This window comes from Campylobacter cuniculorum DSM 23162 = LMG 24588 (genome assembly GCF_002104335.1).
Lineage (GTDB): Bacteria > Campylobacterota > Campylobacteria > Campylobacterales > Campylobacteraceae > Campylobacter_D > Campylobacter_D cuniculorum.
In genome coordinates, this window is record NZ_CP020867.1 from 1,587,679 (window position 1) to 1,612,294 (window position 24,616).

Annotated in this window: 23 protein-coding genes, 1 tRNA gene, 1 other RNA gene and 1 pseudogene; 10 read left to right on the plus strand and 16 right to left on the minus strand. The window is 30.4% G+C overall.

Translation table 11 applies throughout. The annotated features are described in order from the left end of the window. Window positions 1–15 precede the first annotated feature (15 nt). Window positions 16–1,461, plus strand: coding sequence for a C4-dicarboxylate transporter DcuC (dcuC, locus tag CCUN_RS07890; RefSeq protein ID WP_027306019.1), 1,446 nt, complete (start codon window positions 16–18; stop codon window positions 1,459–1,461). A 133-nt stretch (window positions 1,462–1,594) separates the two neighbouring features. On the opposite strand, the gene queC is transcribed toward dcuC, so the two are convergent. Then, complete coding sequence (queC, locus tag CCUN_RS07895; RefSeq protein ID WP_027306020.1) at window positions 1,595–2,263, minus strand: 7-cyano-7-deazaguanine synthase QueC; 669 nt, start codon at window positions 2,261–2,263, stop codon at window positions 1,595–1,597. 105 nt (window positions 2,264–2,368) lie between these two features. Between queC and CCUN_RS07900 the strand changes: the two genes are divergently transcribed. Further along, complete coding sequence (locus CCUN_RS07900) at window positions 2,369–3,595, plus strand: HD domain-containing protein (RefSeq protein ID WP_027306021.1); 1,227 nt, start codon at window positions 2,369–2,371, stop codon at window positions 3,593–3,595. A gap of 3 nt (window positions 3,596–3,598) precedes the next feature. On the opposite strand, the gene ffs is transcribed toward CCUN_RS07900, so the two are convergent. The 4 genes from ffs to CCUN_RS07920 all read right to left on the minus strand — a co-directional run bounded on the left by ffs (window position 3,599) and on the right by CCUN_RS07920 (window position 5,260). Further along, window positions 3,599–3,696: signal recognition particle sRNA small type (gene ffs, locus CCUN_RS07905), an RNA gene on the minus strand. Between the two features lie 272 nt (window positions 3,697–3,968). Then, window positions 3,969–4,463, minus strand: a complete 495-nt coding sequence (locus tag CCUN_RS07910) for a hypothetical protein (RefSeq protein WP_051521729.1) — start codon at window positions 4,461–4,463, stop codon at window positions 3,969–3,971. Window positions 4,464–4,520: 57 nt separating this feature from the next. Next, a complete protein-coding gene (locus tag CCUN_RS07915) occupies window positions 4,521–4,781 on the minus strand; it encodes a hypothetical protein (RefSeq protein ID WP_027306022.1) in 261 nt (86 codons plus the stop codon). 23 nt (window positions 4,782–4,804) lie between these two features. After that, window positions 4,805–5,260, minus strand: a complete 456-nt coding sequence (locus CCUN_RS07920) for a hypothetical protein (protein ID WP_027306023.1) — start codon at window positions 5,258–5,260, stop codon at window positions 4,805–4,807. 169 nt (window positions 5,261–5,429) lie between these two features. Here CCUN_RS07920 and CCUN_RS07925 point away from each other — a divergent pair, with 169 nt between their 5' ends. The 3 genes from CCUN_RS07925 to CCUN_RS07935 all read left to right on the plus strand — a co-directional run bounded on the left by CCUN_RS07925 (window position 5,430) and on the right by CCUN_RS07935 (window position 8,436). Then, window positions 5,430–5,627, plus strand: coding sequence for a transcriptional regulator (locus tag CCUN_RS07925; protein ID WP_027306024.1), 198 nt, complete (start codon window positions 5,430–5,432; stop codon window positions 5,625–5,627). Window positions 5,628–5,826: 199 nt separating this feature from the next. Continuing rightward, window positions 5,827–6,531: a hemerythrin domain-containing protein gene (locus CCUN_RS07930; RefSeq protein WP_035175889.1), complete on the plus strand. Its 705-nt coding sequence runs from the start codon at window positions 5,827–5,829 to the stop codon at window positions 6,529–6,531. A gap of 12 nt (window positions 6,532–6,543) precedes the next feature. Beyond that, window positions 6,544–8,436, plus strand: coding sequence for a flagellar assembly protein A (locus tag CCUN_RS07935; RefSeq protein WP_085296678.1), 1,893 nt, complete (start codon window positions 6,544–6,546; stop codon window positions 8,434–8,436). Here CCUN_RS07935 and CCUN_RS07940 read toward each other — a convergent pair. The 4 genes and pseudogenes from CCUN_RS07940 to CCUN_RS07955 all read right to left on the minus strand — a co-directional run bounded on the left by CCUN_RS07940 (window position 8,420) and on the right by CCUN_RS07955 (window position 13,282). Beyond that, window positions 8,420–10,051, minus strand: coding sequence for a flagellar hook-basal body complex protein (locus CCUN_RS07940; protein ID WP_027306026.1), 1,632 nt, complete (start codon window positions 10,049–10,051; stop codon window positions 8,420–8,422). The genes CCUN_RS07935 and CCUN_RS07940 overlap by 17 nt on opposite strands. Window positions 10,052–10,065: 14 nt before the next feature. Then, window positions 10,066–10,818: pseudogene (locus tag CCUN_RS07945) on the minus strand (flagellar basal body rod modification protein); the annotation flags it as partial. Window positions 10,819–10,870: 52 nt separating this feature from the next. Further along, window positions 10,871–12,934 carry a flagellar hook-length control protein FliK gene (gene fliK, locus CCUN_RS07950; protein WP_085296679.1) on the minus strand — a complete coding sequence of 688 codons (2,064 nt, stop codon included), beginning with the start codon at window positions 12,932–12,934 and terminating at the stop codon, window positions 10,871–10,873. A gap of 24 nt (window positions 12,935–12,958) precedes the next feature. Further along, window positions 12,959–13,282: a hypothetical protein gene (locus CCUN_RS07955; RefSeq protein ID WP_027305783.1), complete on the minus strand. Its 324-nt coding sequence runs from the start codon at window positions 13,280–13,282 to the stop codon at window positions 12,959–12,961. Between the two features lie 126 nt (window positions 13,283–13,408). Between CCUN_RS07955 and typA the strand changes: the two genes are divergently transcribed. Further along, window positions 13,409–15,217: a translational GTPase TypA gene (gene typA, locus CCUN_RS07960; protein WP_027305782.1), complete on the plus strand. Its 1,809-nt coding sequence runs from the start codon at window positions 13,409–13,411 to the stop codon at window positions 15,215–15,217. 901 nt (window positions 15,218–16,118) lie between these two features. Then, window positions 16,119–16,496, plus strand: a complete 378-nt coding sequence (locus tag CCUN_RS07965; protein ID WP_027305781.1) for an NINE protein — start codon at window positions 16,119–16,121, stop codon at window positions 16,494–16,496. A gap of 138 nt (window positions 16,497–16,634) precedes the next feature. Here the strand turns inward: CCUN_RS07965 and pyrC are convergent, their stop codons facing one another. From pyrC to CCUN_RS07985, 4 genes are read right to left on the minus strand one after another with little or no spacing between them, the layout of a single operon-like run. Further along, on the minus strand, window positions 16,635–17,636 hold the full coding sequence (gene pyrC, locus CCUN_RS07970; RefSeq protein WP_027305780.1) for a dihydroorotase: 1,002 nt from the start codon (window positions 17,634–17,636) through the stop codon (window positions 16,635–16,637). After that, window positions 17,626–17,877 (minus strand): replication/maintenance protein RepL, encoded by a 252-nt coding sequence (locus CCUN_RS07975; RefSeq protein ID WP_027305779.1) that lies wholly within the window; start codon window positions 17,875–17,877, stop codon window positions 17,626–17,628. Before CCUN_RS07975 ends, pyrC begins: the two co-directional genes overlap by 11 nt. Further along, on the minus strand, window positions 17,862–18,224 hold the full coding sequence (locus CCUN_RS07980) for a diacylglycerol kinase (protein WP_027305778.1): 363 nt from the start codon (window positions 18,222–18,224) through the stop codon (window positions 17,862–17,864). The genes CCUN_RS07975 and CCUN_RS07980 overlap by 16 nt, the downstream gene beginning before the upstream one ends. Then, window positions 18,221–19,750, minus strand: a complete 1,530-nt coding sequence (locus CCUN_RS07985) for a phosphoethanolamine transferase (protein ID WP_027305777.1) — start codon at window positions 19,748–19,750, stop codon at window positions 18,221–18,223. Before CCUN_RS07985 ends, CCUN_RS07980 begins: the two co-directional genes overlap by 4 nt. 105 nt (window positions 19,751–19,855) lie before the next feature. Here CCUN_RS07985 and CCUN_RS07990 point away from each other — a divergent pair, with 105 nt between their 5' ends. Next, the gene (locus CCUN_RS07990) at window positions 19,856–20,617 is read left to right on the plus strand and encodes an exodeoxyribonuclease III (RefSeq protein WP_027305776.1); all 762 of its coding nucleotides are present in this window, start codon (window positions 19,856–19,858) and stop codon (window positions 20,615–20,617) included. 5 nt (window positions 20,618–20,622) lie between these two features. Here CCUN_RS07990 and CCUN_RS07995 read toward each other — a convergent pair whose 3' ends face one another. After that, a complete protein-coding gene (locus CCUN_RS07995; RefSeq protein ID WP_027305775.1) occupies window positions 20,623–21,186 on the minus strand; it encodes a manganese efflux pump MntP in 564 nt (187 codons plus the stop codon). A gap of 113 nt (window positions 21,187–21,299) precedes the next feature. On the opposite strand from CCUN_RS07995, the gene CCUN_RS08000 reads away from it, so the two are divergent. Both CCUN_RS08000 and sodB read left to right on the plus strand, forming a co-directional pair. Then, window positions 21,300–21,374, plus strand: a tRNA-Glu gene (locus CCUN_RS08000). Between the two features lie 91 nt (window positions 21,375–21,465). Continuing rightward, entirely contained in the window at window positions 21,466–22,101 is a 636-nt protein-coding gene (sodB, locus tag CCUN_RS08005) for a superoxide dismutase [Fe] (protein ID WP_027305774.1), read from the plus strand. A gap of 28 nt (window positions 22,102–22,129) precedes the next feature. Here sodB and CCUN_RS08010 read toward each other — a convergent pair whose 3' ends face one another. Together CCUN_RS08010 and CCUN_RS08015 are read right to left on the minus strand one after the other, a co-directional pair. Then, the gene (locus CCUN_RS08010; RefSeq protein WP_027305773.1) at window positions 22,130–22,366 is read right to left on the minus strand and encodes a hypothetical protein; all 237 of its coding nucleotides are present in this window, start codon (window positions 22,364–22,366) and stop codon (window positions 22,130–22,132) included. 527 nt (window positions 22,367–22,893) lie between these two features. Further along, a complete protein-coding gene (locus CCUN_RS08015; protein WP_027305772.1) occupies window positions 22,894–24,612 on the minus strand; it encodes an AAA family ATPase in 1,719 nt (572 codons plus the stop codon). Window positions 24,613–24,616: the final 4 nt, after the last annotated feature.

Genomic DNA, 24,616 nt, shown 5'->3' on the forward strand with positions numbered 1-24,616 from the left:
ATTGAGGAGATTTAAATGAGCGTTGTTTTTACTCTTTTGGCGGTTTTTATCGTTGGGTATTATGTCTTTAAAAAATACAATCCGATTTTTCTTTTACTTTTTAGCGGTTTGGTTTTAATCATCTTTGCCTTTTATTTTAATGGCACGCAAATTCCCAATTCAAAATTCCCGCACGATAGCTTCTTAAATGTTTTTCTTTCAAGCTTTGATTTTATCACTCAAACTTTTAAAAAAGAACTCGCAGGAGTTGGGCTTATCATAATGAGTGTTGCAGGTTTTGCAGCCTATATGAAACACATCAATGCTTCAGCCAAACTCGCATTTTTAGCTAACAAACCCTTAGGAAAAATAAAAAATAAATATCTTATCTTAAGCGGAACCTTCGTTGTAGGAATGGCTTTAAAAATCGTAATTTCAAGTTATGCGGGTTTGCTCTTGCTTCTTTTAGCCTGTATTTATCCTGTATTACTTGCCTTAAAAATTCGCCCCATCACTGCTGTTTGTGTGCTTTCTTTAATCGCTCTTGATTATGGACCTAAAGATGGAAATTCTATCAATATGGCGGACATGGTTGGACAAAAAGATAATGTTGTCGGGCTTTTTTTAAATTTTCAACTCTACAGCGTTCTTGCTTATGTGCTTGTCATAGCCCTTTTAATTCCATTTTATTTCGCTTGGATAGATAAGAAAGATAGAATCAAAGGTGTTTTAAATGATGAAGTGCAAACTTTAGAAATCATTGACCCTAAATGCCCTACTTTCTATATTTTATTTCCTTGGTTGCCTGTGGTGTTTTTATTTGCCACTTATTTTTTAGGAATCAAACTTGATGTTGTCAGTGCGAATTTTATAAGCATCACTCTTGTTTTTATCATAGAATTTATAAGACACAAAGACGCAAAAAAACTTGGTGAAGATATGATGGTGATTTTTAGGGCTATGGCTGAAATTTTTATCAGTGTTGTCAGTATCATTATTGCTGCGGGAGTTTTTGCTCAAGGCATTAAGGCTTTAGGGGGATTAGACCTTTTAACGCAAGGGGTTTTATATTTTAGCAAAGAGGGTGAATTTGCTTGGTTTGCGGTGCTTTTAAGTATTAGTGTTTTAAGCTTTTTGGTGTATTTTGTTACTATCATTATGGGAAGTGGAATAGCAGCCTTTAGTGCCTTTGGAAAACTTGCTCCGGATATTGCTGCAAAGCTTGGAGTGGCTCCTATCACTTTGGTTTTGCCTATTGAAATCGCTTCTTGTTTAGGACGTGCCGCCTCGCCGATTGCGGGTGGAATTTTAGCTCTGGCAGGTTTTGCAAAAGTTTCACCTATGGATATTATTAAAAGGACAACCCCGCTTTTGCTTATTGCTATGATAATAAACATTTTCGTAGCTTTCTATCTTGCTAAGACACATGCCTATGTGGAACAAGCTAAAACTGAAGTCATTCAAACAAAGGTAAAGATTTAACTATAAAGAATTTATTTGCGGTATTTTTATATTGACTAAAAAATTTCTAACGACACTTTAAATTTTTTTAAACTTAAAGTATCATTTCCAAAATTTTTAAAATGAGAGCTTTTTATAAAAATACCCAAATAACTTATATTTTATAAGCAATTTTATCTTTAAATCCTGCTTGTTTAAAGCCTTTTAAACGCAATAAACAGCTATCACATTCTCCACAAGCTAAATCATTATTCTCATAACAAGACCAAGTAAGCTCCAAAGGCACTTTTTCTTTTAAGGCGAGTGAAACGATATCCTTTTTTTTGAATTTGATAAGAGGGGTTTGGATAGAAATTTTATGCTTGATGGCTGTGCCTTGATTGATGAATTTTTGAGCTTTTTTAATGAATTTTTTAGTGCAATCAGGATAATTGCTTCCATCTTCTTCAACGACACCGATAAAAATGCTTTGACATTTTTCTTTTTCAGCCAAAGCCCCTGCGATACTTAAAAAAATTCCATTGCGAAAGGGGACATAAGTGATAGGAAATTCATTTTGACCAAGCTCATTTTTAGGGATAGGAATTTTTGTGTCTGTCAAGGCATTTGCACCGATATTTTCAATCAAATCTGTGTTTAAAATATAGGATTTATAAACCCCCAAATCCTTGCAAATTTTTTCAAAGCATTCTTTTTCTTTAAGCTGTGTTCTTTGTCTGTAATCAAAATGCAAAGCAATGATTTTAAAGCCTTGTTTTTTAGCCAAATACGCACACAAAGTGCTGTCCATTCCGCCACTCATAATGCAAAGTGCTCTCTTCATTTTTATCCTTTATCAAAATTAAATTTCATAGTATAACAAAACTTATTCATTTTTTAGCTTTTTGCAAAAAGTTATGCTAAAATTCTAAGCAAAAAGGACAGATAAATGATAAGCATTGAACTTATAGAACATATTTTTAAAGCTGCTTCTATCAGCCGTTGGAATGATTATCCAAGAATGACAAATTTAGTTGAACTTGACAAACAAGCTCATAAATTCATCATTGCTTATTTCATCGCTAAAATGGAAGAAAATGTTGATATGAGGGTGATTATTGAGGGTGGAATTTTTGAATTTTTAAGTCGGGTTATGGTGACGGATATTCGTCCTGATGTGTATCATCAAATCGTGCGTCAAAAAAAAGATAAGATTAATGCTTGGGTTTTAAATCATATTGGAAGTATGGTAGAAAACATTGACGATGGAGAGTTTTTAAAACGTTTTGAAAATTATTTTAACTCCGATGCTTTTAGCAAAGAAAGATTGATTTTAAAAGCTGCTTCTTATTTTGCGACAAGATGGGAATTTAACATAGTCTATCAAACTTCAACTTTTTTGAGTGATATTGATGAGATTAAGGCTAAGGTTGAGGAGGAGCTTGAGGATTATTATGAGCTTATAGGTGCAAGAAAGATTGCTTTGAATCAAAAAATTGCTAAAATTATAGATTTAAGCGGACGCCTTCGTTTTCAAAAACGTTGGGCACAAACGCCAAGAATTCCAGAAACTGCGGTTTTAGGACATATGCTTGTGGTGGCTATTTTAGGATATTTTTATTCTCTTAAAATCAAGGCTTGTGATAAAAGATTAGAAAATAATTTTTATTGTGCCTTGTTTCACGATTTGCCAGAAAGTCTTACAAGGGATATTATAAGTCCTGTCAAATATGGCATAGAAGGACTTGATGAGATTATCAATGAATACGAAATAAAACTTATCAATGATAAAATTTTACCCTTCATTCCCGAAAAATTTAAGACAGAATTTTCTTATATTTTAGGTATGAGAGAGGACAGAAATAAAATGGGACATTTTATAAAAAATGAATTTGAAAATCGCACATTTAAAAATGCAAACATAGAGCTTTGTAGCGGAAGTTTGAACGCCTTTAATTTCGATGAATTTGGAGCGATTGATGGCAAAGCCTTGAAGTATTGCGACAAGCTTGCAGCTTTCATAGAAGCTGGACTTTCTATAAGCTATGGGGTTAAATCTAAAGAGCTTGAAAGTGGCTTTATGGATATGTTTAATTTTTTTAAACAAAACAAAACCATAGATGGAGTGAATTTCTTTGAACTTTGCGAAGCTTTAAGAAATGAGCTCAAAATTTAAAACCCTCTCCCAGATGACTGTGGCACACATTAAATTTAAGTACTCTGCTGTGTTCCCACCCTGAAGTGCTGCTTAAAAATATTGTTGCACAGGTCCGAGAAAAGGCAAGAGTATTATAATCAAAAAAGCTTTAAAAAGCCTTGAGAATTTAAGAAATTTCCATTAAAATTTTTTGTGTGATTGAAATTTTATTTTGAGAAAAAATTTTTAATCAATATTTTTAAGATTCATTTTGAATTTTTTACTTGCAAGATGATTTTATACGTTGCATTGAATATTGCTTTAAGTTTTAAGAGATTTAACACGATTTGATTTATATATAAAATTTATATATAAAAAAGTAATGAAATAAAATTTTCATTACTTAGGGCATTTAATAATCTAAAATTTCCACATAAACTTGCTTTTTATCATCAGTAAATTGAGCGGCATATGAAATTTGTGTTTCATACACTCCGCCATCAAATAAAACTCCTTTTAAAGAACCTTGTGCATAGTTTTTTCTCATATCATCGGGCATTTGCGGATAGGTTAATTTCAAACTAGCCTTACAAAAACTCGTTTTTCTGTCATTGCTGTTTTGAGTTATAAAATCATCAAAAGCAACATCAACCACTTCGTTAGCATAATCCCTTAACTCAAATAAAAAACCCAAATAATTCTTTTTTAACCCAAGCACAGAACTCAAATAATATTTGTAAATTTCGAGTATGTCTCTAGTTTCAAGTATATCTCTAACTTCCAAATCTCTTAAATCTGCATTTAAAGTTTGCTCATCTAAACCATATTCAACATAAGCCCATTTATCATCGTCTAAAATACTTTTTAATGTGAGTGTAACATCAATATCATTGCATTTTGGTTTCATCTCAAAACAACCTAAAAAAAATAAAACCCGTTAAAAAGCTTAAAATATACTTTTTCATTATGATTCTATCATTTCTTTAATGGCTTTTATAAGTTCTTCATTATCGCTGCCCTCTTCTCCTAAAAGACTTTTTAAAAAATTTAAACTAAGTTGTGGCATAAAGATTACATAAGCCTTGTTAGGAAAAGCGTTTGCTCTTAATCCTATACAAAATTTTTCATCCTCATTAGTGCATGCTTGACCCACAACGATTTTAAAGCTGTCTCTTTCATAGATTATTTTAGGTTCTTGTTTAAAAGGTTTATAATTTTCATTCATTTTCTTGATCCTCTAAGATAAATTTATTTTAAAATTTGCATAATTTTTTCATAATTTTTTTGACGCAATTTTTTACCCACTAAAAACAAATCCACAATCCACCAAACATAAGCAACTATTATCAAACTTGCAGTTATAACATGTATGATGTCTGCTAGATTATAACTTCCAAGTGTTAGTGCTGTGGCTGCCATGATTGCAAAGATTATATAAACACCTAAAAACAGCAGACGATATATTCCTAGCTTTTTATCTCCTATCATAAAACGAGCAACTCCAAAAGCACCAAACATAACATTTCCTACCCAAAAAACAAATGCAGGATTTTTCAAATCAAGCATTGGAATTTGTGAGATTGCCTTTTGTTTTTTACTATCGTTTAGTCTTTGAAATTCGGCTTTAATATTTTCTGCAAATATTTCATCTTTTGGCAATTTATCTTTTAGATTTGACAGCACCGCATCTATACTTAAACTCATTTTTAACTCCTTATTTTATAAAAAAATTTCTAAGAATTATTCCATACAATTACTTAAATAATTTTGAAATATTCAATTTATTTATAAAAAATAATTGAATATTTCAAGTGTTTTTTATAAAGAATTGTTGAAGTAGAATTAAAAAAATAAAGAATTTTAAGGATAAATAGTGATAAAAAAAACCAAACGAGATATGGCGTATTATTTAGATATTGATGTGAGCACCTTATATAATTGGCGTAAGCACAAACCTAATCTTTACCGCATTGTTATGCTTGGTTTTAAATTTGATGAACTTTTGGAGCACAGCAAAAAGACTTATGAAGATTTGCTTAATTTGGATAAAGAATTAAAAGAAAAACTTTAAAAAATAATATCTATATTTTTATTTTAAAAATTGCATTTTTATCATTGAAATGCTGTTAAATTTTTTAAAAAAATTTCTAGTATTTTAGGCTTTATTATTTTTATTATTTCATAATTTTTATAAATACTTAAATTCATTAAGCATAAATTTAAGTGATAGAATTTATAATAATTATAATTTTTATCTATAAGGATATATTATGCAACAAAAATATCAATACATCAGCTGGACAAAAGACTTTAGCATTAACAATATAGAGCTTGATAAACAACACGAGGCAATCATTCAAATTGCTAATGATACAGCTTATACCATCCATAAATTAGAGCAAAATCCAAATTCTTTAGAGCTTAAAAAAGAACTTAAGAAAATTACGATGAGATTGTTTCATTATATGAAAACTCATTTCACTGATGAGGAAGAATTTATGAAAGATATTGAATTTCCTTTATTTGAAGAACACAGAAAAGCTCATATGGCACTTGCAAATCAAGCCAGAGAATTATTAAATCATTCTAATGACATTAAACACTTTGCTCAAAAACTTGAAGCCTTAGTGAATGATTTTGTTATAAAACATTTTGCACAAGAGGATATATTGTTAGCTAATTTTTTAGATAAAGCACTTCACATTAATGAGGTGCATTTTAATTTAGAACAATACATTATGTTAAAAACTTTGCAAAATAAAGACATTTACAACGAAAAAACCTATGATTATATTTGCAGTTGTTCTTTAGAAAATATCTATAAGGTCCCAGAAAGCATACACGAGGAGCTTGAAAACTCAAATAAACTCATCAAATGTCGTCATTGCGAGAAAGTTTTAGTCTTTCTTAAGGAATTTGATATAAAAGAAAATTATCAAAGCCTAAAAGAACGATTCTTTAGTATCATAAGTTAATGGGGGGGGGTTATGTATAAAGCAAAAATCCTCCAAACTAAAATTCCTTTTGAATCGCTTGAAAATGAAGAAAAAATATCAAAAATGGCTCTTGATTTTTCTGTATTAGACTATCAAACCCTATGTTATAAAAAAGACTCTGAACAAGAAAAAATTTATTCAAGTAAAGAGCTTGATATTTTCTATAATGATGATTTTTTTGTTGAAGAATATGAGAGTATCAACCAAGAATACAAAATAGAAATTCATCCCAAAACTCAAGAAAAATTGTTTCGAATTCGTCTCAATGCAAATGAGGATTTTACGATTTTAAATGCTGTGCTTTTGAGTGATGAAAAGCTTTTTTATTATGAGGATTTGAAAAAAGATATTTTAAATTCTTTATTTAAACAGCTGATTAAAGAAAGATTTTTAATCCTTCGTTTGAGTAAAAATTTAGAACAAGACATCGAACGTTTTGTCCAAATTTTAAAAGAATCAAAAACTCAAACAGAATTTGAATTTAAAGTTTGTCGTGGTGTGGCTGCTAAAGCCTATAAAATGGGAGAAATGATTTTTCACAAAGAGCTAAGTAGCAAACAAAGAAAGCAAAAAGATATGAGTTATGATGAGTTAGGGTATTGCAATCCTGTTAAAAAAGATGATTTACTCCTTGAATTTATCTACACTCAAGAGGCAAAATCGGGCAGAAATTTAAGAGGAAAAACCCTAATGGCTTTGGAAGAAAAGTCTTTAGATGAACCAAAGAAATTAGAATTAAAAGATAAAAGCATTTATGAGAAAGATTTTGAAGATAGGGTTAAATATTATGCGGCTCATTATGGATTTTTTACCTATGATTCACTCAATGGGTATAGTGTCTCAAAGGTCTTAAAAGTCGAATCTGTCGGACTTAAAACCACAGGTTCGATAAAAGTGGATATGAACGAAGAAATAAGCCTTGAAGTTTCAAATACAAATGACCTTAACGATGCGATTAAGGGAGGCATTGTCAATATTCAAGTTCCTCATGTGAAAATCAATGGAAGCATAGGAGATGCTAAAATCATTGCTAAAATTCTCAATATAAGCGGTGGGACTCATAGAGAAAGTGAGCTTTTAGCAGATACGGCTTTCATCAATATACACAGAGGATTTTTAGAGGCTCAAAATGCTTATATCGATAAACTTGAAAATGGCAAGGTTATAGCCAAAAATGTTTATGTGAAAGCTTCAATTTCATCAGAAATCGAAGCGGATTATATTTTCGTTGAAGAATTACTGCCTAACAATAAGCTCTATCCTAAAAAAGCTTTGGTTGTAGAAAAATCCTTAAAAACAGGAAATTTAATCCACATAACACCTCTTTTAATGCTGGATAAAAATTCAAATGAAACAGAATACGAGGATTTGCAAACATTATTTTCAGAAATAAAATTAAAAATTAAAGAGCTTAGCAAACAAATGGGCAATCATTATGAATTTTTAATTAAAAACCAGTCTAATGTTATCAGGCTGAAAAAATTCGAAAATAAAGGAAATTTAACAATAATGCAAAAAAAGATTCTTATTGTTTATGAAAAAATAGTGCAAAAATATAATCATTGTGTGCAAGGCTATAAAAAATTAATCAATTTATATTATCAAATGGATTCTAAATTTAAAATGCTTCAAAAATATTCTTATGGAACCGAAATTTATATTAAGGCTAAGGAAATTTCTTATGAAAATATTCTTTATTTTGATATTTTTGATACAGAAAGAATTCGCAAAAAACACATTTTAAATGAACAAGACAGCGGAAAACTTTTTTATTTCAGTCAAGAAAGAATGTCTGTAATTTCTACAAAAAATTATGGAGAAAATCATACAGAAAAGATAAAGGCTTTAACAAGAAAGCCTTTTGAACTTATCTTTTCATATTGATGGCTTTTTGTATCATTTGATCACTTGTTGTGATACTTTTTGAACTTGCATCAAAAGCTTTTTGCATCACGATGAGATTTGAAAGCTCCACCCCTAAATCAACATTGGATTGCTCTAAAAATCCCCCTTTGAATTGAGCTGTATTGATTATTTGTCCATTAGACATGATAAAATTTGCCTCTCCGCTATTTCCTGTTGCTGCAAAAATATTATCCCCTACAGCAGCCAAACCTTGCTCATTGATGAAATTATATAAAGCAAGTCTGCCGACAACAGCATTCATACCATTACTAAATGAAGCAAAGATACTTCCATCTTCTGCGATATTATATTTTTCAAAAAATCCTTCAGCAATTCCATCGTGTTGAGTCACTATATTTTTTTCTACCCCCGGTCTAATATAAATTCCACTATAACCAGAACCCGTAATATTTGGGTCATAAGGTGTGCCTAAATCCAAATTAATCGCCCCGCCATTAGGATTATTGATACTAGGAATATTGCTTTCTAACAAAGCTCCAAATTCATTAAAAACCAAATTTCCCTCAACCGCATCACCTACAGCTTCGCCCTTATCATTGTAAATTTGAGCATTAACTTTATATTGCATATTGCCTCCTACATCAGGCAAAACCCTTTCTAGGCTAAGTCTTAAGGTGCTTTTACTTCCATCTGCATTATAAATAGGGGCTTCAAGTGTGTCTTTGTTTGCTTTTTGCTGTTCAGTTGCAACTTGTGCAGTGCTTATTTCCAAAGTGTCTGGGTCAAGTCCATCTAAATCAAGTGCATTGCTTGTAAAGCTTAAATTCTCATCTAAAACAGCTTCAAAACTTTTTTTCACGCCATTTGCATCGGAAAAATTTAAAATCACCTTATCTCCAGCTTTTGCACCAAATGTTTCTTCTAAATTCACACTTCCGCTAACTATATACTTGCCCTCATCGGTTTTTGTAAGAGTGAGTTGATTAGGGTCAAGGTCTATCATTACAATTTCAGTTTTTACACTAGAATCCAAACTTCCATTCCATTTAACATTTTGAGTGGTTTGCGGTGGCAAATACATATTTGTAGGCACAAAAAGATTGCTTTGTGAAGCGGGTGTGCCTATATCAAATCCCGCATTTGAACTCACTGTATAGCCCTCTCTTACAGGTGTCCCATACATATATCCCATAAGCTCTGCAACTCTATCACTATAAGCAGTCGTTGAAAATGCTGGATTCATCGTCCCTAAAACAAAATTTCCATAAGAATCCACCAAATTTCCAGCCGCATCGCGTCTGAAAGAACCATTTCTCGTATAATAAACCCCTCCATCAGCCCCTAAAACACCAAAAAATCCTTTACCCTGCAAGGCAACATCAAATTCACCTTCACTCGCCGCAGGAGAGCCTTGGTCAAAATAGAGCTTCGAAGCCGCATAAGACGCAGCAAGACCTCTTTGAGCAGGGTTGGTTGATTGCGTAGAGACAACACTATAAAATATATCTTTAAATTCAGCACCTGAATGCTTAAAACCTGTTGTATTGATATTAGCGATATTATTTGCGGTAATATCAATACCAAAACTTTGCGTTTTAACCCCTTCAACGCCGTTATAAAATGAACTCATCATAACTTGACTCTTTATTTATAATTTGAAATTTCTGCAATTTGGTCGAATGGAACTTCTTGTCCGCCCATTTTCGCATAAGCTATGCCGTCTTTAAATACAATTCCATCAATCTTATATGTTCCATAACTTGCGGTAATTTTCTCACCATCAGCATTATTATAAACAATTTTTGCTGTATATTTTCCGCTTCCTGCAAAAACACCATCATTATTTCTGCCCGGCCATTCTAAGGTATAAACGCCCTCATTTGCAATTTTTCCCTCATTACTTTTTTCGCTAAAAACAAGCTTTCCTTGCTCATCATAAATTTCTAAGGTCAGACCATCTTCATTAGAATCTTCAGGCAAATACATTTTAAGAGTGATAATCTCATCAGCTCCTGTAAGATTGATTGTAGGGTCTTGAATTGTCCCCATTTTACCTATAGCACCCACAGCCGCCGTGCTCATACTTGTGCCAAATGAAGATGCAAGTAATTCCATAGTTTCAACCATTTTTTGCATTGTTGAATTTGTGTTTTGTTGCATTTCTAAGGCTGCTAATTGCGAAGTTTGAGTGAGCATCTTATCTGTATCCATAGGGTCAGTTGGGTCTTGGTATTGAAGCTCGATTAAAAGAAGCTTTAAAAAAGCATCTTTATCTAAAGCTGCACTTGGATTGCTTGCTATGGTATTGTTGTTTGTTGTAGAACTTGCCGCATTTGTAGAACTGGTTGTATCTGTCGTTGGATTTGTGGTATAGTTCCAGCTTGAATTTGAAATTGCCATGATAAACTCCTTTTTATACTTTCATTAAAATTATAGCAAAAAGTATTCCATATTAGAAATATTTTGCTAAAACAAGCTCTAAATTCACTTTAGAATCGTCTGCATTTTCTAAATTTTTTAAGCCCGATTTATTTTTACCTTGTCCTGAATTTTGCTCTTTTTTATTCTGGTCGCTAAAATTCATTTCAAGCCCTGTAAATCCCATATTTACAAGTGAATTTTTAAATTCAGCTTGATTTTGTATGAACAAATTCATCGCATTTGTGTTCGAGTTAAAATTAATGTGTAAATTATTTCCTCTTTGCACAAGCGTAACTTCAACCTCACCTAAATTTGAAGGATTAAGCGTGATATTAAGCCTTGTAATCGGTGCTTTATATTGCTCCAAAGCCTCCTTTAAATCCTGTGAAAAATACTGCAAAGTTTCTTTAGTATTGATAGGATTTTTCACTTGATTTTGACTTGTTTTACTCAAATCTTTAACCAAAGAATGAAGCTCATCTGTGCTGTCTTTGTGAGTGTGATTTGCGTTTAAATCTTCGGTGTTTTCTGATTTTAAATCCTTAGTGAAAAGGCTATCAAAAGTGGAATTTTCTTTGCTTTCTTTAGAAAATGGAATTTTGCTTACATTCTCATTTTTTTCCATTGTTTGATTGAGTTTTGTATCGAAATTTGCTTTATTTTCTTTTAAATTCTCTTTTGAGTCTTTTTTAGAATCTTTAATATCTTTAATGTTTTCTTTTATATCGTTGAGATTATTTTCCCTTTTTGGCTCTGTTTTAGACTCTGTATTTTCTTTTAGTGGAATTTGAGTTTTTAAATTCTCTTTAGAATTTTCTTTTGAAAGCTCTTTAAAATTTGTTTGAGTTTCAGTTTTTAATTCTTGAGTATTTTTTGTTTTATTCTCATTTTTTTCCATTGTTTGATTGAGTTTTGTATCGAAATTTGCTTTATTTTCTTTTAAATTCTCTTTTGAGTCTTTTTTAGAATCTTTAATATCTTTAATGTTTTCTTTTATATCGTTGAGATTATTTTCCCTTTTTGGCTCTGTTTTAGACTCTGTATTTTCTTTTAGTGGAATTTGAGTTTTTAAATTCTCTTTAGAATTTTCTTTTGAAAGCTCTTTAAAATTTGTTTGAGTTTCAGTTTTTAATTCTTGAGTATTTTTTGTTTTATTCTCATTTTTTTCCATTGTTTGATTGAGTTTTGTATCGAAATTTGCTTTATTTTCTTTTAAATTCTCTTTTGAGTCTTTTAGACTTAAATTTTTTGAATTTTCATCGCTTAAATCTTGTGTTTGGATATTTTTAGAATGGTTTTTAGAATCTAAAAGTTCATTTTCATTTTTTTGCTCTTTTGCTTTTAAATTTTGATTTTTTAATTTCTTATCTTTGATGATAGAATCTAAATTTTGCAAAGTTTGCACCAACAAAGAAGCATTGTCTTTGCCTTGTTTTAAAGTGTGAGAATTTTTATTTGTTATTTCAAGCATTTTGTGGTGTATAAGTTCTTTAGAAACACTATCTAAAGAGGGATTTTTAAAAAAACCTGCTTGATTTAAATTTGGAAATTCATCTTTTAAGCTTTGAGTTAAATGTTCAATTTTGATATTTTTAACGCTAAGCCCCAAATCTTTAGCAATATCCAAAAGCTCTTTAAAATTACTCGCATTTTTTAAGGCGTTAAGATTTGATTCAGTTTTTACAAGATTTGAAAGTTGCGTGGAAAGATTGCCAAGCTTAACATCAGTGCTATCAATCTTAAGTTTATCAAGTAAAGATAAAATCTCCATAAGCGGAGAGGATTCGAAAATTGCAAGTTTTTCACTCTCGCTAAATTCGGGTTTAATCAGCTCTTTTGTATTGCTTATCAAGGTATTATCAGAGGAAAATTCATTATTTTCATCGATGGATTTTAGCAAAGAATTTAAAAAGCTTTCAGTTTCTGTAGGAGAATCTGAACTTTTTAAATCAGCATTATTTTTCGAATTAGCATCCGTTTGACTCAAATGTTCTGCATTTTTACTTGTTTTACTTGAAGAATGGTTACTACTTGCTCGATTAGAAGCAGTAGATTTTAAGTTTAAAACATCATTTTGTGGAGTTAAATTCGACATTGCTTTTCCTTGCTTTAATTTTTTTTATTTAATAAATTGACTTTGAGCCAGATGAGGAAATTTTTCTTTTAAATAATTTTTCTCATAAATTTTAATCATCTTGTTTTCATTAAGTCTTACAAGAATGTTTAAAAGCTCTTCTAAATTTTTAGCTTTTAAAATTTCATCAAGATTGCTCTCATCGGCTAAAAGCTCTGTCAGCTCACTTGAAATTCTTGCCATTTTTTCATCGTCTTTTGCTTTTAAAATTTCTAAAAGCTCTAAAATTTGAAGTAAGACTTCATTTTTTCTATTGATTAACGCAGTATTTATTAGGCTTAAAACCTCTTCGTTTAATGGTTTTGACATGTTAAATCCTTTCAAATTTTTTATCTTACAAACTTAAAAGCAAAAATTATTCCAACTTTTGATTTTAAAAATTTAAGCAAAATTTTTATATAATTTTAACTTTGATTTTATTGAGGAGAAAATTCTTTGGAAAATATTAGAAATATCGCAGTTATAGCCCATGTTGATCACGGAAAAACCACCTTAGTTGATGAACTGCTTAAACAATCAGGAACTTTTAGTGAAAGAGAGCAAATCAGCGAACGCGTTATGGATAGCAACGATATAGAAAAAGAACGTGGCATTACCATACTTTCAAAAAATACAGCTATCAATTACAAAGGCACGAAAATCAATATCATAGACACTCCCGGACACGCTGATTTTGGCGGAGAAGTTGAAAGAGTTTTAAAGATGATTGATGGGGTTTTGCTTTTAGTTGATGCACAAGAAGGCGTCATGCCTCAAACCAAATTTGTTGTAAAAAAAGCCTTAAATTTAGGGCTTAAGCCTATAGTCGTGATTAATAAAATCGATAAAAATGCAGCAGACCCTCAAAGGGTTGTCAATGAAATTTTTGACCTTTTTGTTGCCTTAGAAGCAAATGATGAACAGCTTGATTTTGCCATAGTTTATGCGGCGGCAAAAAATGGTTATGCCAAACTTGAACTAGAATATGAAAATGTGGATATGCAACCTTTATTTGAAACCATTTTACAAAGAATTCCAGCTCCAAGCGGAAGCAACGAAAATCCTTTACAATTGCAAGTTTTTACTTTAGGTTATGATAATTTTGTTGGGAAAATCGGCATTGCTAGAATTTTTAATGGGATTGTCAAAAAAAATCAAAATGTTACCCTAGCAAAAGCCGATGGAAGCAAAGTTAATGGTAGAATTTCAAAACTCATCGGTTTTATGGGTTTAGAAAAAAAAGATATTGATGAAGCTTATAGCGGTGATATAGTGGCTATAGCAGGCTTTGATGCCCTAGATGTGGGCGATAGTATAGTTGATCCTAACAATCCTATGCCGCTTGATCCTTTACACATAGAAGAGCCAACTTTAAGCATAGTTTTTTCGGTCAATGATGGACCCTTAGCAGGAACCGAAGGCAAACATGTTACTTCTAATAAAATTGCAGAGCGTCTTGAAGCTGAAGTTAAAACAAATATTGCTATGAAATACGAAAACAGCGGCGAGGGTAAATTTAAAGTCAGCGGAAGAGGAGAATTGCAAATCACAATTTTAGCCGAAAATATGCGTAGAGAGGGCTTTGAATTTTGTATGGGCAGACCTGAAGTGATTGTAAAAACAGAAAATGGGATTAAAACAGAGCCTTTTGAACATTTGGTGGTTGATGTTCCTGATGAATTTAGCGGAGCTGTGATTGAAAAACTTGGAAAAAGAAAGGCTGAAATGAAAACAATGGTGCCAACCGGAGATGGACAAACAAGACTTGAGTTTGAAATTCCAGCCCGCTCTCTTATCGGTTTTAGGAGTCAGTTTTTAACCGATACCAAAGGTGAGGGTGTGATGAATCATAGCTTTTTAGAATTTCGTCCTTTTAGTGGGAATGTTGAAAAAAGAGGCAATGGGGCATTGATTTCTATGGAGGATGGCATGGCTTTGGGGTATTCTTTATTTAATCTTCAAGATAGAGGAGTACTCTTTATAGAACCTAGCACTAAGGTCTATACAGGTATGATTATAGGAGAGCATTCAAGAAGCAATGATTTAGATGTTAATCCTATCAAAGGCAAGAATTTAACTAATGTTAGAGCAAGTGGGAGTGATGATGCAATCAAACTTGTGCCACCTAGAAAATTAAGCCTTGAGAGAGCTTTAGAATGGATACAAGAAGATGAACTTGTCGAAGTGACTCCGCAAAATATACGTGTGCGCAAACGTTATCTTGACGCAACGCAAAGAAAGAGAATGGAGAAAGTCAAGTCTTAAATTCCAGAGCTTTGATTTTAAACTCTATTTTGTTTTTTATATTTTATAATTTAGAAATGATTTTTTGGATTATAACGAATAAAATAAGATTTTTTTTAGCCAATTGACTCAAACTATACAATTTGTGTCTATTTTCTATTGGGCTCGTTAATTTTGTCCTAGAAATTTCTATCAATACAAATTGATTGATAGAAAAAATTTACAAATTTGCAAAATTTAAGTTAAATTTTTATTTTTGGCTTTATAAAATTTTTATTTCACTCTAAAAATAATAAAACTCAAAATAGTGTTAAAATATGATTCAAGCAGTTGTATTTTTTGCAAGAAATTTTAGTCTTAAAAATTTTTTAATTAATTCTTTCTTTGCAATAAGTGGTCTTTATATTTTCAAATAATTCTCTATCGATACTAGAATTGTTTAAAACAATTGATAATAAATTTCTTATAATCAAACTCATTCGTTGTTTTTATCCAAAAAATCTCACAAATTTTATTATAAGATAATGCTTTAGCTAGTTTATTTGAAAAATAATTTGCAAAAAGGCAGGTGCAATAACAGACTTTTTCATAATTATGATTGAATATGGATGATTTATGTGCTTTTTCTATGCTTTCATTTAAGGCTTTTTGAGTGCGTCAATTTCATATTTTTTTAAAAAATTAATATCCTTTATAAAAATATCTGTTTTCACTTTTTCTCCTCAAATTTTAGAATTTCATAATTTTTACAGATGAAAATGAATTTTATGTGAAATTTAAAATTTTGAATATTTTTGAATTAAAATTAACCCTTTATTTGATTATTCTTTTAAGAATTTTAAAAAATCAATATTTATGTATTTTTAAATATTCTTTTGATAAAATCTCGCTTTATTTTTTTTAAATTTCAAAAGGGTAGTTTATGGATTCTAATGTTATATTGATGATGCTTAAAGATAAAATTCCATCACAAGCTTTGATAATTGTCCAAGAAAAACTTCAAAATGCTGATGAAGAAAAAGTGAATAATTTAAGTTTAGTTCCTTTAAAAAATCCCATCATCGGACTTATTTTAGGTCTATTTTTAGGCAGTTTTGGTGCAGATAGATTTTATAAAGGAGATATGGGTTTAGGCATTGCTAAAATTGCACTTTTATTTGTAGGCGGTGCGACAACTTTTTTGGTTATAGGTGGATTTTTATTACTTATTTTAGTAATTTGGTGTGTTGCGGATTATTTTTTTGTGTGGAAAGGCATTCAACAAGATAATCTTAATCGCGTTTTACAAGTCTTAAACTGATACATTTTTTTAAAAAATGAAAGCAATCCCAAATTTGATTGCATATTTTAAAACAAATCTTAAAAGAAAATCTAAAAAAAGATTTTTTAATATTTGATTTAAAAATTTTTAAATCAAATATTAAATTAAACCAAAGTTTCAATCCACATTTTTGATTTGAAATTTTAAAAGCTCTCCAGCCATAAAAGGAACAAGCTCTCCATAATGAGAAGGCACTTGCCATTCTTGTTTTTCTAGGCTTATTATTTTATCTTTTTTGAAGTTAAAATGATAAATTTGACAAGCATTATCTGAAATAAATTTTTGCAAATTTTCTAAATTTGAGTGCGCTTCAAAAAGCTCGGCTAAAAGTGGAAGTATCACCGGAGCACTGAATATCCCTGCCGCACAGCCACAACATTCTTTTTGCTCTCTAGGATGAGGGGCACTATCGCTTCCAAACATTATTTTAGAATATCCGCTAAAAGCAAGCTCACATAAAGCTTCTTTGTCCTCGTATCTTTTTGCGATAGGTTTGCAAAAAAGATGAGGATTGAGTTTTGCTCCTAAAACATCATCTAAAGTGAGCATTAAATGATGCAAGGTTAATGTCGCATATAAATTTTCATAGTCTTTTAAAAGTTCGCAAAGTGTTTTGGTCGTAATATGCTCCATAACAATTTTAAGTTTTGGAAAATTCTTTGCTAAAAGTTCATAAATTTTAGCAAAATTCTGCTCCCTGTCCATGACAAAATCATTAGTTTCTCCATGCACAAGCAAAGGAATTTCAAGCTCACTCATCGCATTTAATACGGGTTTTAGTTTTTCTAATTCAAAGCTACTCACTCCTGCTTGTGAATTTGTTGTAATTCCAGCCGGATAGAGTTTGATAGCAAAAATTTCATCTTTGATATTTTGCAAGAACTTTTCATCATAATCCTTAAAAAAAAGGGTCATCAATGGGGTGAAATTCTCATCTTCATCGGCTTGTAAAATTTGTGTTTTATAGTCTTTAAGTCTTGTTAAATCACAAACGGGTGGAACAAGATTTGGCATAATCACAGCGGCACGGAAATTACGAATCGAGTGAGGTGCAACGCATTTTAATATAGGATTTTCTCTTAAATGCAAATGCATGTCTAAAGGATTTTTAAGAGTCATTTTTTTCTCCAATTTTGAGTTGATAAAAGCCATTTTTAAGCTTTTTGAAACATTTTTTTTCTTCTAAAAAATCAAAGGTAGAAATAATCATGGGCTTACTTAAGCCAAGTTGTTTTTCAATGTCACTGATTTTTATCAGTAAAAAGCCATTTTCATCGCAGTTTTTGCAAAGAAAATGAATGAGTTCTAAACGTTTTTTGCCCAAAATTTTTTGCATTAAAATTTCTAATTTTTTATCCATAAATTTCCTAAAATATAAATCCAAACAACCACAGCGAGACAAATGCTTAAAAACACAGCCGCCGAAGCACAATCTTTTGCAATTTTAGCCTTTTCGTGCCATTTTTCACAAGTTAAATCCACACAGGCTTCAAGGGCTGAATTTAAAGCTTCAACGATTAAGACTAAAATCGATACGCAAATCAAAAATAAATGTTGTGTTAAAGAAATTTTTAAAAAAAAGCTTAAAATCAAAGCCGGGATTATAATCATAAGTTCTAAACGAAAAGCCTTTTCATTTTTAATCAAAGCTTTCATTCCATCAAGGGCGTATTTTGTATTTTTAAATAAATGGTATTTTGGTTTCAAGGATTTTCCTTTGAACTGAATAAATCCAGCTCATTCTCATAAAAAGAACTCCAAACGCCAAAATATCCTAAAAGTGTGCTAAAAAGATTGTCTTGAGAGAATTCTAAGTCTTTTTTTTGCGATAATTTTTCATTCAGCGAAGAATGATTGCTCCAAAAGATAAAAGGAATATGAATTTGGTTTTTAGGAGCAATTGCATAGGGCATTGAATGCAAATAAATTCCATTTTCACCTAAACTTTCGCCGTGATCAGAAAGATAAATCATCGCACTTTCATAATCTTTCTTATCCCTTAACAATGCAATGATTTGACTTAAAATATAATCTGTATAGAGTAGAGTATTATCATAAGTATTGATTAGGGCTTCATGTGAGCACAGTTCAAGTTTATTTGTATCGCAAGTTGGTGTAAAATGCTTAAAATTTTCAGGATAACGTTTATAATAAGTGGGTCCGTGTGAGCCTTGTAAATGAAGGACTATAATATTTTGAGTGCCTAAATTTTGAAGTTTTGATTCAAGCTCTTTGAGCAAAATTTCATCATAATTTGCATCAAAAAATTTCTTATCTGCTATTCTGTCACAAACTCCTTTACAACCGCCAGAATTATTATCATACCAACTGACATTCACTCCGGTTTTTTGCAAGAAATCCAAAGCATTTTCTGCAAATTCTTTGCTTGAAAAATCTTTGCGTTTATTCACAGAAAACATGCAAGGCAAACTGATTGCTGTAGAAGTACCGCAAGAATAAAAATGACTAAAAAACACAACCTTGTCTTTTTTGGTGTAAGCATTTGTATCGTTATTTTTATATGTGCCAAGAGAGTAGTTTTGTGCCCGGGCTGTTTCTCCTACGACTAAGATTAAGAGTTTTTTTGTGGTGTTGTCTTCTTTGAAGGCATCATAGGAGAGGATTTTAAATTCGGGTTTTGGCTTTAAAAATCTTTCATAATAACGCAATAGAGCATAAATTTGATAAAAAGGCACATTAAACATTCTAATTTCTTTATGATTTCTAAAAAATGGGATATAAGTCTTTGTCAAAGGTAAAAAAATCATCAAAAATAAGACAAGACTTAAAAATACATTAAGAAATTTTATACCCATTTGTTTGAGTATGCTTTTTTGTGTGACAATGCGAATTTTAAACACCAAAATGCAAAATAAAAAAATGAGAAAAATCACAACCAACAGACGTGCATTGAGTAAATCTTTTATTTCTTTCATATCAACTTGAGCGACATTTTGCACCATATCTGTATCGATTAAAATTCCATAAAAATACATAAAATAAGCACTTAAAGAAGCACAAAAGATGAAAAATATAGAAAAAAATTTGCTAAAATACTTCACAAAAATGAGCGATAAAATCATATGAATCAATGCAAAATATCCAAAAATAAAGCCTAAAACAAGCCAAAAACTCTCTAAATTTTTATACGCAAAAGCAAAAAGATTAAAATTTAAAAGCGTGATTAAAATAGAATTTAAAAGCGTAAATTGAAACCAAGAAAGTTGAAGCATTTTTCTCCTAAAAAACATAATCTAGCTTAATTATAAAGCTTTTAAATTAACAACAGCTAATAAATTATGCTATGATTTGATTTTAAATTTTTAAAAGGAAGATTGATGAAATTAATATCTTGGAATGTCAATGGCTTAAGGGCGATTTGTGATAAAAATGGCTTGGATTGGATTTTAAAAGAAAAGATTGATTTTTTAGGTTTTCAGGAGATTAAAGCACACAAGGAACAAATTCCTAAGAAAATCTATGAATTAGGTTTTAAGCATTTGTATTCAAATTCAGCTCAAAGGGCGGGGTATTCTGGTGTGATGAGTCTTTGTAATTTTGAAAGTGAAGTGAGGGAGTGTGATTTTTTTGAGGACGATGAGGGCAGGGTTTTAGAACATCGTTTTAAGAACTTTATACTTTTTAATATTTATTTTCCTAATGGACAAAAAGATGAGCAAAGATTAAATTTTAAAATGAAATTTTATACAGATTTTTTATCGTATTTAGAAAAACTTTTAAAAGAAGGGAAAGAGATTATCATTTGCGGTGATGTCAATACCGCTCATAAGGAAATTGATTTAACACATCCAAAAGCCAATCAAAACACTTCGGGTTTTTTGCCGATAGAAAGGGCGTGGATTGATTCTTTGTTAAAGCTTGGTTTTATCGATACTTTTAGAGAAATTCATGGCACTATTAAAGAAAAATATTCGTGGTGGAGTTATAGAATGAAGGCTAGAGAGAGAAATGTGGGCTGGAGAATAGATTATTTTTTTATCTCTAAAAATTTAAAATCAAAACTTAAAGATGCCTTTATAAGAGAAGATATTTTTGGCTCTGACCACGCTCCTGTGGGCATTGAACTTGATATTGATTGAAAGGATTAATCAAAATACAAATGCTCGATTAAAATTTTAATTCCGATTAAAATGAGCACCGCACCGCCTAAAAATTCTGCCTTGTTTTTAAAATAAATTCCAAAACTATTGCCTATTTTTAAAGCAAGGACGCAGAGTATGGAGGTTATAAAACCGATTAAAAAAAGAGCTAAGATGAGATTGACATTTAAAAAGGCAAAACCGATTCCAACAGCGAGTGCATCGATGCTTGTAGCGATTGATAAGGTGCACATAATCTTAAAATTAAATTGATTTGAATCGTTTGGACAATTTTCATTTTCAAAGCCCTCTTTAATCATTTTTATCCCAAGAAAACTTAATAAAATAAAGGCTATCCAATGATCAATTGGTCGCACAAAAGGCTCAAAGCTCACACCCATAATATAACCAATAGCAGGCATTAAAGCTTGAAATCCTCCAAAATAAAAACTTGTTAAAATATAATGTTTAATTTGTAAATTTTTTACGCTAAAACCTTTACATAAAGAGATTGCAAAAGAATCCATTGCTAAGGCACAAGAAAGAAAAATAAGACTTATAAGATCCATTTTTACCCTTTAAATTAAAGCTTTCATTATAAGTAATTTTCTTTAAATATCCCTTTAATTCAGCCAATATTAAGCGTTATAAATGTATAATCATAACTTCTTTTTTTATAAAAGGCCCATTCGTCTAGCGGTTAGGACATCGCCCTTTCACGGCGGTAACACGAGTTCGAGTCTCGTATGGGTCACCACAAAAAATTTAATAATTAAAGACTTTTTTAATCTTTTTTAACAAAATTATGCTACAATAGAAAATCATAAAAAATTTTAAGGAGATTAACAATGTTTGAATTAAGAAAATTACCTTACGATACAGGTGCTTTTGGAGATTTTTTAAGTGCAGAAACTTTCAGCTATCATCATGGCAAACATCACCAAACCTATGTGAATAATCTTAACAATCTCATCAAAGATACAGAATTTGAAAACAAAGATTTGGTTAGTATTGTTAAGGGTTCAAGCGGTGGGCTTTTTAATAATGCAGCTCAAGTTTATAATCATGATTTTTATTTTGATTGTATCCAACCAAAGGCAGATGATTCCTGTGATTCTAATCTTAAAGCCGCTCTTGAAAAAGAATTTGGTAGCTTTGAAAATTTCAAGGCAGAATTTATTAAAGGAGCAACCGGAGTGTTTGGTTCGGGCTGGTTTTGGCTTGTATATAAAGACGGCAAACTTGAATTTGTAAGCACTTCAAATGCGGCTACTCCTATCACTGAAGATAAAATTCCACTTTTAGTTGTTGATGTTTGGGAGCATGCTTATTATGTCGATCATCGTAACGCACGTCCGGCTTATTTGGAAAAATTCTTCAGCCATATTAATTGGGGTTTTGTTGCAAAAGCTTATGAATGGGCTGTAAAAGAGGGTATGCATTCAGTCAGTTTTTACGCAAATGAACTTCATCCTGTCAAATAAAAATGAGCCTTTAAAGGCTCATTAAACCTTAGAATAAAGCATAAATAGAATTTTGTAAAGGATTATCTAAAGGATTTGAATAGAGTGTTTCATTCTTTACTAGAGTGAAAGAATTTTGAGTTTGAATTCCACTTAATTTTATAATATTATCTTTTATCATAGCATGAACAAATTTAACTTGATTATTCTCTTTATTTTCTTTACTCTTAGAAAGTATAGAACTATAAGCGGATGATGAACTATCATTGATACCGAAAACACTCATATCTGTCTCCTTATTTTAGATTATTGCCTTCAATCTAAAACAAGCGAATTTTATTCTATTTTTGGATAAAATTAGGTTTATTTTTTATATTTATATGATTTTATATTGAATAAAAAATAATATAATTTAAAAAATTATAGCTTTCATTTAGTTAAAAAATTTCGTTGTTTTAGAAAACAAAATTATTATTCTTTTTATTATAATTAAAAAAAGGATTTTTTTGAGATTAATGTATAAGATTGTATAAATTGTTAAAGTCTAAATCATCTTTTATTATAATAAAAAATTTTCAGTTAATTTTTCTCTATCTTTTTAAAATAATTCAGATTTATCGCCAAATGAAGCAATAAGTTTATTTTAATTAAAATAAGATTTATAATTTTTATATTGTAGAGTAAATATTTAATTTGATGAGCAATAATATAAAATCAAATTTAAAGAAATCTCTAAAAATTAATTCCTAAAGAATAACCACAAAAAGCTTTTTAAACATTAAACCTTTTGAGCAATAAACATTGCTTATTCAACTAAAATCCTACAATCTTGGTTTTATCAAAGCTAGAATTAAGCTCTTTTTCTATACTTTCTAAAAAATCTTTCATTGTAAAAATTCCATTTTTAGAAATGGCTGCTTTTAAGGCAGTATTTTTGACTATGAGTAAAATTTGAGCCCCGCTAAGTTCGTAGTTTGCAAGGATATTTTCATCAAAATCCTTTTCAAATTCAGCATTTTTAGGGAGAAATTTTTTCCACATTTTAAGACGATCTTTAAAATCCGGTTTTTTAAATTCAATTTTATAATCAAACCTCCTTGAAAAGGCTGTATCCAAACTCTCTAAAAAATTTGTCGTTGCGATAATCACCCCACTAAAACGTTCAATCTGCTCTAAAAAAATATTTTGCATTTGATTGTGCATTTTATCACTTCCGCTACTGCTTTGCACCCTTGTACTTAAGAACTGATCCGCCTCATTAAGAAGCAAAATAGGACTTTGTTTGCAGGTATTTGAAATATTTTTATAGGTATCAAAAATGCGCCTAACATTTTGCTCACTCTCACCCACCCATTTGCTTAAAATTTTACTACAATCAAAGCTTAAAACCGCTTTTTTCATTGATTTTGCCATACTAAGAGCCGACATCGTTTTGCCTGTGCCTGCAGGACCATAAAAAATAATCTTAGCTTCGATATTTTTACTCGTCCTAATACCCCAAAGATTCAATCTTTCAAGCACTTTTTTATCTTGCTGCTTGAGTATATTTTCTAAAAGTTCTTTGGTTTGTTCTGGGATAATAATATCGTTAATGTCTGTATTTGGTTCAATCAATTCAAAAATATCTTGTTCTTTAACAACATTTTCTAGTTTGATTTTCTTGCTTTGTTTGGATTCAAAATTAATCATTCTTTGTAAAATTTCATCACTGATAAAAAAACTTCTGTTAATATCTCCAAAAGCATTTAAATACTCATCATATTCAATCAATCCAGAATCTATGAGTTTTGAACCCTCTTCTAAGAGTTTTTTATTTTGCCTTTGTTCAAACTCGTTTTCACTGATTAAAGATAAAAGTGAAGTTAATTCTCTAGATATGGAATTTTCATTGCTTAAAGTGTATTCTTCTCTTAAAAGAGCGAGAAATAAAATTTGTTCCTTTGTGTCTAAATTATGTTCTTTAAAAAGATCATTTAAGACATTATAAAATTTACTTTTCTTAAGACGTTCTTTAATGTATTTTTCATAATTTTTAATTTGAGTTTTAAGCTCATTATTATAAGAACTTGAGCGAATAAAACTCAATCTTTCATAAAACTCAATGCGGACAAATTCATCCCTTAAATATTCTAAATAATCCTTGTAAGCTTCTTTTTTATCAAGCTCAAATTTTGGTTTGTTTTCTAAAAATTCTAAAAAATATTCGCTTAAACTTACTTCATTTTGCAAAAGGCAAAGTTTTGAATTTTGGGTTTTATTTGAATCTATATTTTTGAAGAAGCTTGAATTTTGTATTATAAAGCCTCTTTCTATGAGTTTTTTTAAATCATCTAAAGCGTCCAAATAAGAATATTTATCCCTATTAAAAACTGAAGAAAGCAAGGTAAAAGCATTGATAGAAGAAATTGAAATCACATAGTTTTTGCACAATTCTTTTAAGATTAAAGCTTCATTTTTAGAGCATTTAAGCTCCTGATAAATTTTAGTTTTTTCTATCTCTTTGGTGTTTAAAAATTCCTTTAAATCCAGCATTATT

Excerpts from the sequence above, each read along its gene's own strand:
- dcuC (WP_027306019.1), top strand. The coding sequence starts at position 16 with ATGAGCGTTGTTTTTACTCTTTTGGCGGTTTTTATCGTTGGGTATTAT.
- queC (WP_027306020.1), bottom strand. The coding sequence starts at position 2,263 with ATGAAGAGAGCACTTTGCATTATGAGTGGCGGAATGGACAGCACTTTG.
- CCUN_RS07900 (WP_027306021.1), top strand. The coding sequence starts at position 2,369 with ATGATAAGCATTGAACTTATAGAACATATTTTTAAAGCTGCTTCTATC.
- CCUN_RS07910 (WP_051521729.1), bottom strand. The coding sequence starts at position 4,463 with ATGAAACCAAAATGCAATGATATTGATGTTACACTCACATTAAAAAGT.
- CCUN_RS07915 (WP_027306022.1), bottom strand. The coding sequence starts at position 4,781 with ATGAATGAAAATTATAAACCTTTTAAACAAGAACCTAAAATAATCTAT.
- CCUN_RS07920 (WP_027306023.1), bottom strand. The coding sequence starts at position 5,260 with ATGAGTTTAAGTATAGATGCGGTGCTGTCAAATCTAAAAGATAAATTG.
- CCUN_RS07930 (WP_035175889.1), top strand. The coding sequence starts at position 5,827 with ATGCAACAAAAATATCAATACATCAGCTGGACAAAAGACTTTAGCATT.
- CCUN_RS07935 (WP_085296678.1), top strand. The coding sequence starts at position 6,544 with ATGTATAAAGCAAAAATCCTCCAAACTAAAATTCCTTTTGAATCGCTT.
- CCUN_RS07940 (WP_027306026.1), bottom strand. The coding sequence starts at position 10,051 with ATGATGAGTTCATTTTATAACGGCGTTGAAGGGGTTAAAACGCAAAGT.
- fliK (WP_085296679.1), bottom strand. The coding sequence starts at position 12,934 with ATGTCGAATTTAACTCCACAAAATGATGTTTTAAACTTAAAATCTACT.
- CCUN_RS07955 (WP_027305783.1), bottom strand. The coding sequence starts at position 13,282 with ATGTCAAAACCATTAAACGAAGAGGTTTTAAGCCTAATAAATACTGCG.
- CCUN_RS07965 (WP_027305781.1), top strand. The coding sequence starts at position 16,119 with ATGGATTCTAATGTTATATTGATGATGCTTAAAGATAAAATTCCATCA.
- pyrC (WP_027305780.1), bottom strand. The coding sequence starts at position 17,636 with ATGACTCTTAAAAATCCTTTAGACATGCATTTGCATTTAAGAGAAAAT.
- CCUN_RS07975 (WP_027305779.1), bottom strand. The coding sequence starts at position 17,877 with ATGGATAAAAAATTAGAAATTTTAATGCAAAAAATTTTGGGCAAAAAA.
- CCUN_RS07985 (WP_027305777.1), bottom strand. The coding sequence starts at position 19,750 with ATGCTTCAACTTTCTTGGTTTCAATTTACGCTTTTAAATTCTATTTTA.
- CCUN_RS07990 (WP_027305776.1), top strand. The coding sequence starts at position 19,856 with ATGAAATTAATATCTTGGAATGTCAATGGCTTAAGGGCGATTTGTGAT.
- CCUN_RS07995 (WP_027305775.1), bottom strand. The coding sequence starts at position 21,186 with ATGGATCTTATAAGTCTTATTTTTCTTTCTTGTGCCTTAGCAATGGAT.
- sodB (WP_027305774.1), top strand. The coding sequence starts at position 21,466 with ATGTTTGAATTAAGAAAATTACCTTACGATACAGGTGCTTTTGGAGAT.
- CCUN_RS08010 (WP_027305773.1), bottom strand. The coding sequence starts at position 22,366 with ATGAGTGTTTTCGGTATCAATGATAGTTCATCATCCGCTTATAGTTCT.
- CCUN_RS08015 (WP_027305772.1), bottom strand. The coding sequence starts at position 24,612 with ATGCTGGATTTAAAGGAATTTTTAAACACCAAAGAGATAGAAAAAACT.